General features: G+C 47.5%; 17 protein-coding genes. 1 reads left to right on the top strand and 16 read right to left on the bottom strand.

Translation table 11 applies throughout. The features are described 5' to 3' along the window. Positions 1-3: 3 nt before the first annotated feature. The 8 genes from OCV68_RS10200 to OCV68_RS10165 all read right to left on the bottom strand — a co-directional run bounded on the left by OCV68_RS10200 (position 4) and on the right by OCV68_RS10165 (position 6,228). Positions 4-297 carry a nitrilase-related carbon-nitrogen hydrolase gene (locus tag OCV68_RS10200; protein WP_262572403.1) on the bottom strand — a complete coding sequence of 98 codons (294 nt, stop codon included), beginning with the start codon at positions 295-297 and terminating at the stop codon, positions 4-6. Continuing rightward, positions 287-607, bottom strand: a complete 321-nt coding sequence (locus OCV68_RS10195; protein WP_022474562.1) for a hypothetical protein — start codon at positions 605-607, stop codon at positions 287-289. Before OCV68_RS10195 ends, OCV68_RS10200 begins: the two co-directional genes overlap by 11 nt. Next, positions 604-984: a hypothetical protein gene (locus OCV68_RS10190; RefSeq protein WP_262572402.1), complete on the bottom strand. Its 381-nt coding sequence runs from the start codon at positions 982-984 to the stop codon at positions 604-606. The genes OCV68_RS10195 and OCV68_RS10190 overlap by 4 nt, the downstream gene beginning before the upstream one ends. A gap of 26 nt (positions 985-1,010) precedes the next feature. Continuing rightward, a complete protein-coding gene (cooS, locus tag OCV68_RS10185) occupies positions 1,011-3,158 on the bottom strand; it encodes an anaerobic carbon-monoxide dehydrogenase catalytic subunit (protein ID WP_262572400.1) in 2,148 nt (715 codons plus the stop codon). A gap of 23 nt (positions 3,159-3,181) precedes the next feature. Beyond that, positions 3,182-3,952 (bottom strand): ABC transporter ATP-binding protein, encoded by a 771-nt coding sequence (locus OCV68_RS10180; protein ID WP_262572398.1) that lies wholly within the window; start codon positions 3,950-3,952, stop codon positions 3,182-3,184. Then, positions 3,952-4,713 carry an ABC transporter permease gene (locus OCV68_RS10175; protein ID WP_022474558.1) on the bottom strand — a complete coding sequence of 254 codons (762 nt, stop codon included), beginning with the start codon at positions 4,711-4,713 and terminating at the stop codon, positions 3,952-3,954. The genes OCV68_RS10180 and OCV68_RS10175 overlap by 1 nt, the downstream gene beginning before the upstream one ends. 14 nt (positions 4,714-4,727) lie before the next feature. After that, positions 4,728-5,654, bottom strand: coding sequence for an ABC transporter substrate-binding protein (locus OCV68_RS10170; protein WP_262572396.1), 927 nt, complete (start codon positions 5,652-5,654; stop codon positions 4,728-4,730). 232 nt (positions 5,655-5,886) lie between these two features. Further along, positions 5,887-6,228 (bottom strand): winged helix-turn-helix transcriptional regulator, encoded by a 342-nt coding sequence (locus tag OCV68_RS10165; RefSeq protein ID WP_147621604.1) that lies wholly within the window; start codon positions 6,226-6,228, stop codon positions 5,887-5,889. Between the two features lie 359 nt (positions 6,229-6,587). Between OCV68_RS10165 and OCV68_RS10160 the strand changes: the two genes are divergently transcribed. Continuing rightward, the gene (locus OCV68_RS10160) at positions 6,588-6,932 is read left to right on the top strand and encodes a flavodoxin (RefSeq protein WP_262572394.1); all 345 of its coding nucleotides are present in this window, start codon (positions 6,588-6,590) and stop codon (positions 6,930-6,932) included. A gap of 76 nt (positions 6,933-7,008) precedes the next feature. On the opposite strand, the gene hisA is transcribed toward OCV68_RS10160, so the two are convergent. The 8 genes from hisA to nrdD form a co-directional block, all read right to left on the bottom strand. Beyond that, complete coding sequence (gene hisA, locus OCV68_RS10155) at positions 7,009-7,788, bottom strand: phosphoribosylformimino-5-aminoimidazole carboxamide ribotide isomerase (RefSeq protein ID WP_262572392.1); 780 nt, start codon at positions 7,786-7,788, stop codon at positions 7,009-7,011. Between the two features lie 15 nt (positions 7,789-7,803). Next, the gene (locus OCV68_RS10150) at positions 7,804-9,399 is read right to left on the bottom strand and encodes a peptidoglycan D,D-transpeptidase FtsI family protein (RefSeq protein WP_262572389.1); all 1,596 of its coding nucleotides are present in this window, start codon (positions 9,397-9,399) and stop codon (positions 7,804-7,806) included. Positions 9,400-9,457: 58 nt separating this feature from the next. Then, positions 9,458-10,747 carry a replication-associated recombination protein A gene (locus tag OCV68_RS10145; protein WP_147621841.1) on the bottom strand — a complete coding sequence of 430 codons (1,290 nt, stop codon included), beginning with the start codon at positions 10,745-10,747 and terminating at the stop codon, positions 9,458-9,460. 127 nt (positions 10,748-10,874) lie between these two features. Then, a complete protein-coding gene (locus tag OCV68_RS10140; protein WP_262572387.1) occupies positions 10,875-11,615 on the bottom strand; it encodes a glycosyltransferase in 741 nt (246 codons plus the stop codon). A gap of 53 nt (positions 11,616-11,668) precedes the next feature. Continuing rightward, the gene (locus OCV68_RS10135) at positions 11,669-12,226 is read right to left on the bottom strand and encodes a hypothetical protein (RefSeq protein WP_262572384.1); all 558 of its coding nucleotides are present in this window, start codon (positions 12,224-12,226) and stop codon (positions 11,669-11,671) included. A 55-nt stretch (positions 12,227-12,281) separates the two neighbouring features. After that, positions 12,282-13,535, bottom strand: a complete 1,254-nt coding sequence (gene glyA / locus OCV68_RS10130) for a serine hydroxymethyltransferase (protein ID WP_022474549.1) — start codon at positions 13,533-13,535, stop codon at positions 12,282-12,284. A 170-nt stretch (positions 13,536-13,705) separates the two neighbouring features. Next, the gene (gene nrdG, locus OCV68_RS10125) at positions 13,706-14,242 is read right to left on the bottom strand and encodes an anaerobic ribonucleoside-triphosphate reductase activating protein (RefSeq protein WP_147621612.1); all 537 of its coding nucleotides are present in this window, start codon (positions 14,240-14,242) and stop codon (positions 13,706-13,708) included. Beyond that, a complete protein-coding gene (gene nrdD / locus OCV68_RS10120) occupies positions 14,242-16,431 on the bottom strand; it encodes an anaerobic ribonucleoside-triphosphate reductase (protein WP_022474547.1) in 2,190 nt (729 codons plus the stop codon). The genes nrdG and nrdD overlap by 1 nt, the downstream gene beginning before the upstream one ends. Positions 16,432-16,494 lie beyond the last annotated feature (63 nt).

The following is a 16,494-nucleotide window of genomic DNA, read 5'->3' as shown; positions in this document are numbered from 1 at the left end:
AAACTATACAAAAAATTGAGCATGATCTTGCGTATATGGATTATGCGATGATTTTTTATCTATAGTTTTATTGGTGATTAGTATAAGTGATGTATATGGCTTTTCAGCCCTTATTTCGGAGGCCGATGACATATCTATATCCGCATAAAGCAGCTGCTCGGAATCATCGGCATGAGCTGTGATATTTCCCAACGGGTCAATAACCACAGAACCGCCGCAGAAATCCATGCCCTCCACAGCAGCAAAGACTATCTTTACGCCGCTGTCGAGAACTTCCTTATGAACCTTAAACTCCATTATTTTTGCTGTTCCTGCCTCTGATAGTGTGCAGCGGATCCTTTATGAGAAGATATATGACCCAAACTGTCAGCGCCAGAGCTGTTACCGAAAGCCCGAGGAAACCATCGTTCAGCATATCCTGAGCGGAGGGAACGAAAAATTCCACACCCGCTTCAAGATACTCAACAACAGCATCTACCAGCCACATAAGGGACGCTCCCCAGAACATATACATAAGCAGACTTATCTTCATATTTCTTGCCTTTTCCGATACATACCAGACAAGTGTTGATATGACCGCCGCAAATACGGTTATAAGCAGGGTCATGCGCCTGCCCCCGATCTTGCGGTATCGGTGTCTCTGCTCTTTGATCTTGCCGAAATAAGCACATACACTGCCCATACAGCAGTTACAAGCAGAGCCATTGCCGTTCCGGAAACTGCCATCTCGTGGAGCATTTCCGCTGTCTGTGCAGGGTCGGAAGCGGCTGTAAGGAACGGGAACGAGGGTATTATCTCGCCGTGCCATACGTGCTCGAAAGCGAGCAGACCAGAGCCGCCCCAGAGCAGACCGTTCAGCACACTGAGCTTTTCGGAAAATCTTGATGTCTTTTCCGTGCCGTTATTATCTTCTTTTCTTTTTACTATTTTCTGTACAGCGGTGGTAACTATTGCCTCCGCTGCGGGAACTATAAAGCAAGCCATATTTATAACCTTTTCCTTTTATATTTTTATTTATCCCAGCCAAGAGCCTTTCTCTTTGCCTTCATGTCGGCAACTATCTTTTCGCCCAGCTTTACAGGATCGGTATCAACGTTCATTGTAGAGCCGAGAGTTTCAAGTGTGCCGTATTTAAGAAACTCTATTACGTTCTTTGAGCCGTATATCTGAGCCTCAACACAGTGATAGGAACTGATACCGTTAAGACGGAAGCCCAAAGCTGCATCAATGCCTTTTTCATTGCCCCACTCAGGTGAGCTGAATGCAAAGGGAAGCTCGTACATCTTATGACCGAGAGCACCTGCAATTCCTGCGAATATTCCGCTGGATCTTGTGTTGTCGATACACTCGCCGACGTGCCATACAGGAGGAAGATCAGGCTCCAGGAACTCACGAAGGGACTCCCCTGCCTTTTCCTTGCCAGAGATCGCACAGTAGCCAAGCTTCATAAGCGGGAAGGAAGCACAGCCGTTTGAAAGGATAAGAACGTTGTTTTTCAGCAGAACATCTGCCACGTCAACAATACACTTCTCGTAAAGCACCTTGGGGTTATTGCAGCCGACCATGTTTACGATACCGAGTATCCTGCCGTCTCTTAAAGCGTCTGCAAGGGGCTTCATACTGCCGAAGCGCTTACAGATATATTCTACAGAGAAGCCGACTTCTGCCTCTACCTCATAGGGCGGGATATAAACGGGAATGCCCTTTCTCTGCTCGAAGCTTTCTATTGCACGGCGGACTATCTTTTCAGCCAGCGCCTTTGTTTCGTCAATGTTGGAGTGGTGATGATCGTACTCATATCGCTCCGCACCGGGAAGCCTTGCGGATTCGCTGGTGGTGACAACTGTGGTCTTGAAGCAGTGAGCAACCTCCATGATAGAGGGGAAAACGTCCTGAACATCTGCAACCCACAGGTCAAGTGCACCTGTGCCAAGTACCAGCTCGGCAGATACGGCGTTTGAAAGAGGTATTACGCCTGCATAGCGGTACATTGCGGAAAGACCCGAGCAGCAGATGCCGTAAAATCTTATGCCCTTTGCACCCTTGGACTTTGCAAGCTCGATAAGATCCTCACGCTTGCCCGCCTCAACTATCTGGCTTACCAGCAGAGGAAGATGACCGTGAACGGCAATATTTACATAGCCCTTTTCAAGAGCGCCGATATTTACCTTTGAGGTAACACGGTCGCCTACGCCGAAAAGGCTGTCGGTTGCGATGGAAGCGCCTACTACGCCTGAGAACGTGAACGCAAGTCCGCAGCGCAGGAACTGCTGCATTACCGATTTCCAGTCGCCGTCAGTGGCGCAGCCGGATTTATGATATGCTTCAAATACCTCGTGATATGCGCTGACAGGGAGGATATCAAGATCCTTCCATACCTGCTGTCTTTCGGGAGCAGCGCAGGCGGAAATGGTCTTGTATTCATCGGGAACAGTTCTTGAAAGGTCTTCAAGAAGAGCGTCAGCCAGGTCTCTTGCAACGTTTTTCAGCTGACGGTTCTTCTGCTTGATGCCGAAAGCCTCGGCAGTCGAACGTATCTTCTGCTCGCCCAGGATAGGCACATCAAGCTTGCCCTCAGCAGCCCATTTAAGAGCCAGCATTACTTCTCTTGCGTGCATACCGTGCTGTGCAGCACCTGCGGCAGCTGAACGGAGCAGATTTCTTGCAACGATAAGGTCAGCGTCAGCACCGCAGACACCCTTGGGAGACTTTGCAGTAATACGGCAGGGACCCATATTGCATATCTTACAGCAAATTCCCGCCAGTCCGAAATTACACTGGGGCTTCTGCTGGTCAAATCTGTCAAAGCAGGTATCTATTCCCAGCTGATCCATTCTGAGCAGCATTTCACGCACTGCGGGGTCGGGGGTCTGGTCAATAACGTCCTGCTTGGAGGGATATGTTTTGCGGTATCTGGAAACTGCGTTCATGTAGTCCCTGATAAATGCCTGAGGATCGTCCTCTTCTCCCTCGCCGTGGCTTGCCTTAAGGATTACGGTAGGGATACCGTTTTCATCAAAGCCGATTATATTTCTGTGGGAATGTATATGTGCTGGACCGTGGTCATGGTCATGATGATGCTCATGCTGGTGGTCATGATGCTCATGTTCCTGACATCGCTCGTGTTCATGATCGTGTGTATGTGTATGCTCGCTCATTATATATCCTCCTGAATTTGGTATTAAATGTAGTACTCAATATAGGTATCAGCCTTCATATTGAACAGCTCGAATATCTTGTCACGTACATAGAAGAAATCCTCGGCTGTTCTATCACGGTGAGAGCCCAGAGGGACCTTGACAACGCTTTTTATTTTTCCGGGATTTGCCATCATGACAACAATTCTGTCTGCCAGAAAAACGGCTTCCTCAATATCGTGAGTAACAAATATGATAGTTTTCTTTTCTTCTCTGGATATCCTGAGGATATCCTCCTGGAGCTTCATTCTTGTGATAGCGTCCAGAGCTCCGAAGGGTTCGTCCATGAAAATTATATCGGGGTCAACTGCCAGACCTCTTGCAATGGCAACTCTCTGCTGCTGACCGCCCGAAAGCTGACGGGGGTGACGCTCCTCGAAGCCTTTGAGACCAACAAGGTCGATATACTTGCGTGCGATATCTGCACGCTCTTCCTTGGGTATCTTCTTGGATTCAAGACCAAGCTCCACATTTTTGAGAACATTTCTCCATGGGAGCAGTCCGTAATTCTGGAAAATGGTGATATTGTTGATGGACGGCTCTGTAACTTCCTTGCCGTCGATCTTAACGCTGCCGCTGTTTACCCTGTCAAAGCCGGCAAGGGCATTGAGAAGTGTGCTTTTACCGCAGCCTGAGGGTCCCAGCAGGCAGATGAACTCGCCCTTTTCGATATCAAGGGAAACATGGTCAAGAGCCACAAATTCTTTTCCGTCCTGAACGAACCTTTTGCAGGCGTCCTTTACTTCAATATACATCAGTGAACGCCTCCCCATGATTTAAGTATCTGCTTCTCGATGAGCTTAAGAAGTCCGTCGAGAAGTATTCCTATAACGCCGATAACGAATATGGTCGCAAGCAGGATATCCGCACGGATATTGTTTCTTGCGTCGATTATCTGGTAGCCGAGACCCGACTGAGCGCCGACCATCTCACCTGCTACCAGGAATATCCATGCAGTTCCCAGAGCAAGGTGGATACCGTTTGCTATCTGGGGAAATGCTGCGGGAAGTATTACCTTCCAGGTAAGCTCGGGCTGCTTTATGCCGAAGTTCTTTGCGACTTTAAGATAGATAGGGTCAATGTTTGCCACAGCCCCAACAGTTGAAAGCAGAACAGGAAAAAATGCCGCAATAAAAATGATAACGACAGCAGGCATATCACCGATACCGAAAAGAAGCACTATAAAAGGCATCCATGCTGTGGGAGAAATGGGTCTGAGAAGCTGAACGGCAGGATTTATGTACTGGAACACCTTTGGAAGCCTGCCAAGGATAAGTCCCAGCACCACTGCCACCGCTACAGAGCTTATATATCCCGCAGCAAAGCGGAACATACTTGTTTTGATATTCTCAAACAGTTTGCCGTTCTGTATCATCTCGATAAGAGCGTCAAGCGCCATTTTCGGCGAGGGGAAAAGTGCCGCATCAAAGCTGCTTACCATAAAAAGCAGCTGCCATATCAGAATAAGAATGGCTACGGATATGATCACATTTTTTACTGAAAGCAATTTTTTCATGTTATCACGCCTTATCAGAAATCAGTCTTAACAAAATCGGAATATGCGGGAGGATCATCGGACAGACCGTATTCCTTTACCCTTTCTACAAGCTGGCCATAGGTCTCTTCGGTTATATCAAGGTCGTTGTAGGATATCCACTGAAGAGAGATGTCAAGAACATCATCAGTCTGGCTGAGATATTTCTTTGCAACTTCCTTTGCTTTTTCCTTGTCAAGATTGTTGCCCGCTGCCTTGTAGCTCTGAACGAATTCCTTAGCCTGCTCGGGACGCTCCTCAATGAATTTATCGGTGAGGACAAGTCCGCAGCAGAGAGAATCGGGCCACAGCTCTTCTGAGCTGTAAAGCACCTTTCCTGCGCCAAGTGATACGCCCATTGCTCCGAAAGGCTCCGCAACGCAGTAGCCGTCTATCTGACCGCTGGCAAGTGCGGAAGGCATTTCTGTAGGTGCAAGCTCGGTAACATTTACATCGTCAACGGTAAGACCTGCTGTCGCAAGTGTTTCATTGAGCAGAATATTGTGGGAGGACTGCCTGTGAGGGATAGCAAAGGTCTTTCCCTTAAGATCGGCTGCGGTGTTGATATCGTTTGAAACGATGACCACGTTGCCGTCACGGTGACCAAGTGCCACTGCCTTTAAGCCTATGCCCTCCTGCTTTGATTTCATCGCAAGCTCGATAAGAACGGATGCTCCGTCAACTCTTCCGGTGTTAAGAGCGTCCAGAAGCTCGGGCCATGAGCCGTATTTTACCAGCTCTACCTTGATGCCGTCACCTGTCTCCAGCTCATCGGCCTCTTCAAGAGCGGCCAGTGAATGGGTTATAGGCAGGTATGCTATTTTTACGACATTTTCATCATTGCTGTCGGCCTTGCTTCCGCAGGCTGTGGCAGAAAGTGCCAGTGCAAGTGATAATGTCAATGCGGTTATTTTACGGTTCATAACTCTCATCCTTTCCATCAGCAAATATAGAATTACTGTTTAAAATTCTTAATTACAAGTAATCATATAAATTTACTATGTTTTAGATTATACATCTCTTATCCTACAATGTCAATAGGAATTGAGAAGTTTGAGTAAAAACCGTGTTTATGTATAAATCATATATATAAAACCGCCGCATACATTGTGCATTATCAATAGCAAAATTTACCAAAAAACCTCATTGGAATGATCAGACCTGCTGTTTTACCCCTGCATTCTGCTTATATTCGGTGCCCCATCTTGCCATAGCGTCAAGTATTGGCGACATACTTCTGCCAAGCTCCGTAAGGGTGTATTCCACTCTTGGCGGAACTTCGGGGAATACCTCACGGGAAAGCAGTCCGTTTTCCTCCATATCCCTGAGATTTGACGTAAGCACCTTCTGAGAAATTCTGCTGACTGATTTTTTCAGCTCGCCGAAACGCTTTGTGCCACTCATAAGGTCACGGAGGATAAGCACCTTCCACTTATCGCCAATGAGCATAAGAGTAGTTTCCACAGGGCAGGCGGGAAGCTCAGAGCTGTTTATCATTATAACACCACCTTTCACAGTATCAAATCAGCTGTTAGTTTCCGCAAGATACATTTTAGCACACAGCCGCAAAACTGTCAAGCAAAGCATCTTCATAAAATGTTTACATTTGTTTTTGATACACTCCGATGGCGCAGCTGCGCATTAGTTACCCTGCGGAAACTATAGCACAAAAAAGTGCCTTCTTTACAAGCGCAGACATATGTGATATCATAAAATCACAGAAAGAGATCAGGCGCCCGAATCTCCCGAAAGAATAATACTAATCACCAATAAAACTATAGACAAAAAATCATCGCATAATCCATATACGCAAGATTATGCTCAATTTTTTGTATAGTTTTTAATTGGTGATTAGTATGAATTACAATGACGACAACTGCCGTGCAAATCTTGAGATGAACGACGATTCCGCAAGACCCGCCATTTCAGGCGATATGACCGCTCTTACCGAATATGATACCGTATTTATTGGATATCCTATCTGGTGGGGAACGGCTCCCAGGATCATTGACACGTTCTTTGAAAGCTTTGATATGAGTGGAAAGACCGTTTACACCTTCTGCACATCAGGCGGAAACGGCAAAACCAACTCCGAGCTTGAGCCTTCCTGCAAGGGTGCTGTTCTCAAAGAGGGAAAGCGCTTTGCAGCAAATGCAGGTGAAGACGAGCTGAGAAAATGGGCTGAACAGTTTATAAAGTAATATCCCACACAAAATACAGAAACCCCGTGAATGTCCAAAAGTCGGATGTTCACGGGGTTTTTCTATTATTTTTATATTATTTGTCGTTGTATTCGGAGCAAATCTTATCAAAATCAAGGCAGCCGCCGAAAATATCCAGCGCACTTCCCACAGTAAAATCAATGCGTCCTCTGCCGAGAGCTTTCAGCTTCCGGATATCTTCGTAAGAGCCGATCCCTCCCGCATATGTGGCTGTAATGCCGTCAATGCTGCCAAGAAGAGAAACGATATCGCTTTCAATGCCGTGCTGCTTGCCCTCAACGTCAACAGCATGGATAAGGAATTCATCGCAGTAGCCACGGAGCGTTTCAATGCTTTCGGCTGTGACCTCGGTATCGGTAAACTTCTGCCACCTGTCGGTAACTATGTAATATTTTCCGTCACGCCTGCGGCAAGAAAGGTCAAGGACTACCCTGTCCTTTCCCACAGCCGAGCAAAGCTTTTCGAGGCGCTCAAAGCTAATTTTTCCGTACTTGAACACATAGGAAGTTACAATTACATGGGAAGCTCCATGGCTGATATACTCAGCCGCATTGTCCACATTCACTCCGCCGCCTATCTGCAGCCCCATTGGGTACTTTTCCAGCGCCGAAAAAGCCTGCCTGCGGTCAGCCTCGTAATATTCCGAGCCTGCGGGATTTAAAATAATGATATGTCCCCCTGATAATCCCCTGCTTTTATAAAGCTCCGCATAATATCCGCCGCCGTATTCTGAAACGAAATTCTCATCGGCAGCGGAATTTTTATCCGCCAGGCTTCCGCCCACTATCTGCTTTACGCAGCCGTTGTGTATATCTATACATGGTCTGAATTTCATATTATCAGCCTTTCATCAGTTATTTCCATACCGCCCCATTCTGACTGAGTCGGCTATTTCCTTGAAAACAGGACCGCAGGTAACATTTCCCGAAATGCCCTCTTCTATCATTACCGTGACAGCGTACTGCGGCTCATCGGCAGGGAAAAATCCCGTGAACCAGCAGTTGAGCTTTTCATTGCCGTATTCATCATATGTCCACGTCTGAGCGGTGGAGGTCTTTCCACCTGCTGTGGTAAACTCGGGCACAGCCATGGAATTTTCCTTGTAAACCGTATCTATCATATAGCTTTTCAGCTTATCGGCAGTGGAGCCTTTCATTACTCTGGTAAATCTTGGCGGAGCTGCCGCTGCCTGAACTCCGTTGATGCTGTCCGACGCACCGTGCACCAGTATCGGCTCGGGCATCTGACCGCCGTTCGCTATGGCAGCTGTCATTCGGGTTATCTGCAAGGGAGTGGCAGTGAGCTTTCCTTGACCGAAAGCAAAATTCGCCTTTTCCGCAGGGACAAGCAGCTCGGAATATGAGGTAAGATATCCCGACGATGAGGATATGCCTGCCGTAAGGCGGTTTTCCTTGCCCAAACAAAGCCTCTCCGCAAAGCTGTGAAGAAAATCCGTAGGAATATCTTGGGCAAGGCAGATGAAGTAAGGATTGCAGGATTCCACAATAGCTTTTCGCATATCAAGCTCGCCGTGTCCGCCGAAACGATGGCAGTCAAATTCCTGACCGTTTACTGTTATTGAACCGTCACAGTTATAGGTATATTCATCGGAAATACCATATTCCAGTGCTGCCCCTGCGGTAACAAGCTTGAAAACAGACCCTACGCTGTATGCGGAAAAGGCTCTGTTCACAAAGGGAGAATTATCCGAATCAAGGCTGTTTTCAGGGTGAGAGGGGTCATAGCCGGGCTTGCTCACCACAGCGCATATCTCACCTGTGGAGATGTCCATTACCACGGCTGCGCCCTTTTCCACGTTCCGCATGGCTTTTTCACAAACAGACTGCATGCCGTAGTCAATGGAAGTGCGTATGCCTGTGCGGAAGCTGTCCTCCCAGTGCATGGTCACACCCTGACCTTCAAGCAGTCCGCCGCCTGCGTCAACGCTGTAGCTCAGAGTAACGGAGCTTTTAGGCTGCCTCAGGATATCATCATAGGCACCCTCAAGCCCGCACACTCCGCCGTTTTCTCCGATATATCCGATAATGTGGGTGCAAAGACTGTTATCATAACGCTGACTTACGGGTATCACCGTAACTGAGGGAATCTTATCGCAGTCAATACCGCAGAGGAAAAGTGCATCACCGTCAATACAGCTCTCATACTTTTCCGTGTCGGTGATATGCGGCTCAATTACCTCTCTGTTTACTGCCTTGGGATTTATGACCGCAAGATACTTTTCACTGCGGTTAACAAGCTTGACACCGTTCCTGTCGTAAATATCGCCATAGGAACAGACCACAGTCACCTTTCTGGGAACGGAAACGTCATACCCCAGATAAAAGCTGCGGTTCAGGTGGATATAAAAAAGCCTCCCCATCAGCCCCACGCCGAATATGGCAATAACGGCTGCCGTTATGATTATTCTTCTCCCGATGATCTGCATAGCTATCCCCTCCGCCGTAATTATGGGCAGGATAAGGGATCTTTATACTGTATCAGGCTTATTTTCTGCCCGTGCGCTTCTCCTCTTCTTCAAGGATACGGCGGCGATAGGCAAGGGCTGCCTGCTCGCTCTTGTTCTCGCCGAAATGGTAATACACCCTGTCCTTGATAGGGTCGGGCAGATACTGCTGCTTAACATAATGATTGGGATAGTCGTGGGGATAAAGGTAATGCTGACCCTTGACCTGTGCGTCCTCACCATCGCAGTGCTTGTTCTGGAGATGACGTGGAAAGTCGCCGCATTCTTTGGTACGCACGTCCTCAAGGGCGGAATTTATCGCCATATAGCCCGAATTTGACTTTGGCGCAGTGGCAAGAAGCACCACCGCATCTCCCAGAGGAATACGTGCTTCGGGAAGCCCCAGCTGCATTGCGCTGTCAACGCAGGCTTTTACTATGGGTATCGCCTGAGGGTAGGCAAGTCCCACGTCCTCCGCCGCTATAACAAGGAGCCGCCTTGAAAGGGAGATAATGTCCCCTGCTTCGATAAGGCGTGCGGCATAATGCACCGCAGCATTTTCATCGGAACCACGAATGGACTTTTGCAGCGCCGACAGAATATCATAATGCTGATCGCCGTCACGGTCATAGTGCATATTGCTGCGCTGAGTAAGAGATTTTGCCTCTTCAAGAGTTATCCTTGCTTCCTCGCCGTTATTTTCCGCACCTAAAAAGCACAGCTCGCACACGCTGACAGACTTTCTCACATCGCCGCCGCAGCCACGGGCAATATATTCGCACACGCCCTTTTCTGTTTTTATCTTAACGCCAGACTCCTGAGAGAGAAATCTGAACGCCCTTTCAACGGCAGGGACGATATCTTCTGCCGTAACTGGCTTGAACTCAAAAACGGCGCTTCGGCTGAGTATGGCATTATAAACGTAGAAATATGGATTTTCGGTAGTAGAAGCTATGAGCGTTATCTGCCCGTTCTCGATATATTCAAGCAAGGACTGCTGCTGCTTTTTGTTAAGATACTGTATCTCATCAAGGTACAGCAGAACGCCGTTCATGCCGTCAATGGTGTCCGTATCGGCAATAACGTCCTTGATGTCGGATATTCCCGCTGAGGTTCCGTTGAGCTTGTGGAGCTTCATTCCCGAATTTTCAGCAATAATGCGGGCAACAGTGGTCTTGCCCACTCCAGAGGGACCGTAAAATATCATATTGGGGATATTTCCGCCGTCGATTATTCTCCGCAGATATTTTCCTTTATCCAGCAGATGGCGCTGTCCCACCACCTCGTCAAGAGTTTTGGGGCGTATTCTGTCTGCAAGAGGTGCGGACATTTTCATCACTTCCTTTTACGATATTAAACGTGCCATTTATCAAGTATAGTGGCAAGAGTATCCTTTCTCGCCTGCTCACATTCCTCTGGAAAGTGCTTTTCACGGGGCAGGAACTTTATGCCATGTGTTACTTTCTTGCGTCATAATAAAATTTGTCGGCAGCCTCACGGTCTTTTCCCGTAAAAATAGCCTTTGTAAGGCTGCGGTTCTTTACGAGATACCAGTCACCGAACCGGTCAAACTTTCTGCTGGAGGTAACGATATATGACTTTTTAAGCACGCCGTATTTCTTCCCGCAGCTGTCTCCCAGCTGTTTTAAGCGTATGGCAAAGTCCATATCCTCAACGCTTACCATGCTTTCGTCAAAGCCGCCCAGCTTTTCAAAATCCTCACGATAGCACCAGAACATTCCGCCCATAAGAGCCGTCTTGTGCTTTTTCATTATTGGGATTATCTGCGTGGCGATATAAGCGGAGCTTACTATTATGCCAAGGGACATTCTGTCGAATTTTGCCCGTGTTCCGCCGCCTATAAACTCACCTGATGAGAGCATTTCACGAATTTCAGTTAAGGAACCTTCGGACATACAGCTGTCGGCATCTATAAAAATAAGTATCCTGCCCTTTGCAAGAGCAGCACCCTGATTTCTTACAGCGCTTATACATCTGACAGTGTTTTCGCATACCTCTGCGCCCATTCTGCGTGATATTGCCACTGTTTCATCGGTACAGCGATTGGCGGAAACTATTATCTGAACCGCTTCCTTATCAAAATGAGCGGAGGCTGCTCTTATTGCTTCAATACATTTGCCTATGTATTTCTCTTCATTGTGTGCGGGAATTACTATTGTGAATATGGGAGCGTTCATATGATCTGTCCTCATTTCTGTATATTGTTTATGTTACTGCATCACGATGTCACTTATTTCCATTCCCTGAGCAGGCAGCCGTCATAATTTAAGGCATAATGACAGCCCTGCCAGTCGCACAGCAATATTTCGTCCTTTGTCATCTCAAAGCAGCATTCATTATTGCAGGAAACAAAAATGTCATAACCTGAAAAGGACCATATTTTATTAAAGTCTCTATTAAGTCCGATGATCTCCATCTCGCCGTAAATTATCCAGCCGTTCTCTGCTTTGCACAGCTCAAAGGAACAGCCATAAAGCTCGATTTCCCTGCGGAGAATAATTTCAAGATCATCAAGCCGCAGCTTATATAAATAACAGTCGCACAGAATAACGATCATATCATCTTCCAAAACGGCAGACGGCGTTCCTCCTGCGTAATTATTTGTTATAAGCAAAGCCGTCCTCGGCATATCGCCATAAACCGTAATGCTAAGACATATGCAGTCATTGGGGCGTCTGAGCTGCTCGGGATTGAGCACAATATCATAATTCCTGTTATCAACAGAGCCGAGAGTATATGTATTATCTATTTGAAGATCCACCGTATATCTGTCGCCGCAAAGTGTCATATCATACCTCAAAAAAGAGGCAGGAGACAAACTGCCTCCTGCCTCCGAAATATTCTTATTCGTAAAGAGGGTGCTTCTTGCAGATCTCTGTAACGCCTGCACGGATATTTTCAACATTGCCGTCGAAATCCTTAGCTGCAAGGTACATAAATTCTGCGATCTTCTCCATATCGGAGGTGTCCAGACCTCTTGTTGTAACTGCGGGAGTACCTACTCTTACGCCGCTTGTAACGAAGGGCTTCTGAGGGTCGTTGGGGATAGCGTTCTTGTTGACGGTGATATAAACCTCATCAAGACGGCGCTCGAATTCCTTACCGGTAAGGTCAAAGGGACGAAGGTCAACCAGCATAAGGTGATTGTCTGTACCGCCGGATACAAGGTCAAAGCCCCTGTCAAGAAGACCCTTTGCAAGAGCCTGTGCATTCTCAACGATCTTTCTGCCGTACTCCTTGAACTCAGGCTTGAGAGCCTCGCCGAAGCATACAGCCTTACCTGCGATAACGTGCATAAGAGGTCCGCCCTGTGTACCTGGGAAGATAGCGGAATTGATCTTCTTTGCAAGATACTCGTTATTTGTAAGGATAAGACCGCCTCTGGGGCCTCTGAGGGTCTTGTGAGTAGTTGTTGTAACGATATCGGCATAAGGAACGGGAGACTGATGCTGACCTGCTGCAACAAGACCTGCGATGTGAGCCATATCTACCATAAGATATGCGCCTACAGCTCTTGAGATCTCGGAGAGCTTTTCAAAATCAATAGCTCTGGGGTATGCGGAAGCACCTGCAACGATAAGCTTGGGCTTGCACTTGTTAGCTTCCTTGTAAAGAGCCTCATAGTCTATATAGCCCTCATCATTTGTGCCATAGGGAACAAAGTTGAAGTATTTTCCGGAAATATTTACGGGAGAACCGTGAGTAAGGTGGCCGCCGTGAGCAAGGCTCATGCCCATTACAGTATCACCGGGTGTAAGGAGAGCCACATAAACAGCTGTATTTGCCTGTGCGCCCGAATGAGCCTGAACGTTTGCATACTTTGCTCCGAAAAGCTTCTTGGCTCTTTCGATAGCAATGGTCTCAACGATATCAACGTCCTCGCAGCCGCCGTAATATCTCTTTCCGGGGTAGCCCTCAGCATACTTGTTGGTAAGAACGCTGCCCATAGCAGCCATTACTGCGGGGGAAACGATGTTTTCACTGGCGATAAGCTCAAGGTTTCTCTTCTGACGTGCAAGCTCCTTTGCCATAGCGTCGCCAACTTCGGGGTCAGCCTGCTGAACAAAGCCGATAGTATCAATGATATTCTCGTACATTTTTAACTCTCCTTTGAATTAAGTTTGATGCAGCAGCTCTTTTCCCGTGCCGCTGCGTATAACGATGGTACTATTATACAATATTTCCGAAAAAAATGCAACCGTTTTTGAAAATTTTCTGATGTACCCAAAAATAAAAAGGACTGCACATATAACAGGCAGTCCGAATATTACTTTATTTTGTCACATTCAAGCTCATATATAACGATATCGCCCTTTTCAAAGGTCTTTTTCAGGTCGATTATCCTCTGGTTTTCCGAGCCTCTGAACGCAAGGCTGATGTTCTTCTTTTCCTCTACAAATTCGCCGTCAACAAGAACATCAATGTATGACAGCAACTCATCGGTACACTCGCACCTTGCACGGCTCTCCTCTGTCAGCTCCTCAAAGGTATAACCCGAATAGCACCAAATGTCCTTTTCGGGGAAAAGCAGCTTTACACGCTTGACCAGCGAAAGCAGCGCACGCTGATTATCAGGCTCCATAGGCTCGCCGCCCAGAAGAGTAAGTCCGTTTATATATGACGGACGGAGCATATCGGTAATGCTCTCCTCCGTCTCTGTGGTATAAGGCATACCATAATCAAAATCCCATGTATCGGGATTGAAGCAACCCTTGCAGTGATGGGTACAGCCCGAGACGAAGAGCGTTACTCTTACGCCCTCGCCGTTGGCTATATCACAGTTTTTTATTTCACCGTACCTCATTACAGATGAAGCACCCTCTCCTTGATCTCCTGAGTTCTTCCCTGATTCCAGAACTGGGTGCCAATGTATCCGCAGGTACGTCTGGCAACGTTCATCTTGTCCTGATTACGGTTTCCGCACTGAGGGCACTCCCATACCAGCTTGCCGTCGTCCTCGACGATCTTTATCTCGCCGTCGTAGCCGCATACCTGGCAGTAGTCGCTCTTGGTGTTGAGCTCGGCATACATGATATTGTCATAGATAAATCTGATGACCTGCATTACAGCAGAAATGTTGTGGAGCATATTTGGCACCTCAACATAGCTGATAGCTCCTCCGGGAGAAAGCGCCTGGAACTCGGATTCAAGCTTCAGCTTTGTGAAAGCGTCCACAGGCTCGGTAACGTGAACGTGATAGCTGTTTGTGATGTAATTCTTATCGGTAACGCCCTTTACGATGCCAAAGCGCTTCTGGAGGCACTTTGCAAACTCGTAGGTGGTGGATTCGAGAGGAGTTCCGTAGATACTGTAGTCGATGTTTTCCTCGTCCTTCCACTTAGCGCAGTACTCATTGAGCTTGCGCATTATCTCAAGTCCGAGCTCCTTGCCCTCAGGCTCGGTGAGCTTCTTGCCGATAAGGCTGTAAACGCACTCCCAGAGACCTGCATAGCCAAGGGAAATGGTGGAATATCCATCGTAAAGCAGCCTGTCTATCTCCTCGCCCTTTTTCAGTCGGGCAAGAGCGCCGTACTGCCAGAGGATAGGCGCAACATCGGAAAGAGTACCCTTGAGACGTTCGTGGCGGCATCTGAGTGCTCTGTGGCAAAGATCCATTCTTTCGTCGAATATCGACCAGAACTTGTTCATATCCTTGCCTGCGCTGAGTCCGATATCCACCAGATTGATGGTAACAACGCCCTGATTGAAGCGTCCGTAATATTTATGCTCGCCTTCCTTGTAGTTTCCTGCATTTGCAAGGTTGCCCTTCTTGTAAGAACGGTCGGCGGTAAGGAATGAACGGCAGCCCATGCAGGTGTAAACGTCACCTTTAAGCTCCTTCATCTTCTTTTCGGAAATATAGTCGGGAACCATTCTCTTTGCGGTGCATTTAGCCGCAAGCTCGGTCAGATAATAATACTCGGAGCCTTCGTCAACGTTATCGTCCTCAAGCACATAAATAAGCTTGGGGAATGCGGGAGTTACCCACACGCCTGACTCGTTCTTTACGCCCTGGTATCTCTGCCTGAGAGTTTCCTCGATTATCATTGCAAGGTCTTTCTTCTCACGCTCGTTCTTTGCTTCGTTAAGGTACATGAATACGGTAACAAAGGGAGCCTGTCCGTTGGTGGTCAAAAGAGTTACGACCTGATACTGGATAGTCTGAACGCCTCTTGTTATCTCCTTGCGCAGGCGATCCTCAACTATTCTTGCTCTTGTTTCCTCATCGGGATCACAACCCAGCTCCTTGACCTCGGCATCAAACTCACGCTTTATCTTCTCACGGGATATCTGAACGAAAGGAGCCAGATGTGCAAGGCTGATACTCTGACCGCCGTACTGGTTGGAAGCAACCTGTGCGATTATCTGAGTAGCGATGTTGCAGGCTGTGGAAAAGCTGTGGGGCTTTTCAATAAGAGTCTCGCTGATAACAGTGCCGTTCTGGAGCATATCCTCCAGATTTACAAGGTCACAGTTGTGCATATGCTGAGCAAAATAATCCGCATCATGGAAGTGGATTATGCCCTGCTCGTGAGCTTCTATAATATCCTGAGGGAGCAGCAGTCTCTTTGTAAGGTCACGGCTGACCTCGCCTGCCATATAGTCACGCTGAACGCTGTTGACTGTAGGGTTCTTGTTGGAGTTTTCCTGCTTGACCTCTTCATTGCTGCACTCGATAAGGGTAAGTATCTTATTGTCGGTAGTGTTGGCTTTACGGATAAGGGAACGGGTATAGCGATATCTTACATATCTTCTTGCCAGCTCAAAAGCGCCCTTTGCCATAAGCTGATTTTCCACCATATCCTGGATCTCCTCCACGGATACGGCTCTGTTCATCTTATTGCACTTATATTCAACGTAATCGGCAACGTCCTCTATTTCCTCTGCGGAAATAGCTCCCTTTTCGCACGCCTTGTTAGCCTTTGCAACGGCAGCGGAGATCTTTGAAACGTCAAAATTCTCTTCCGATCCGTTTCTTTTGATAATCTTCATTAAATCTACTCATCCTTTCAAAGCCCTGCCTTCCGATCAGCCCGAGAAGCAGCATAACCCCGT

The organism is Huintestinicola butyrica, assembly GCF_025567215.1.
Lineage (GTDB): Bacteria > Bacillota > Clostridia > Oscillospirales > Ruminococcaceae > Huintestinicola > Huintestinicola butyrica.
The sequence above is the reverse complement of the archived record's forward strand: the minus strand, read 5'-3'. Positions and strand labels throughout refer to the sequence as shown.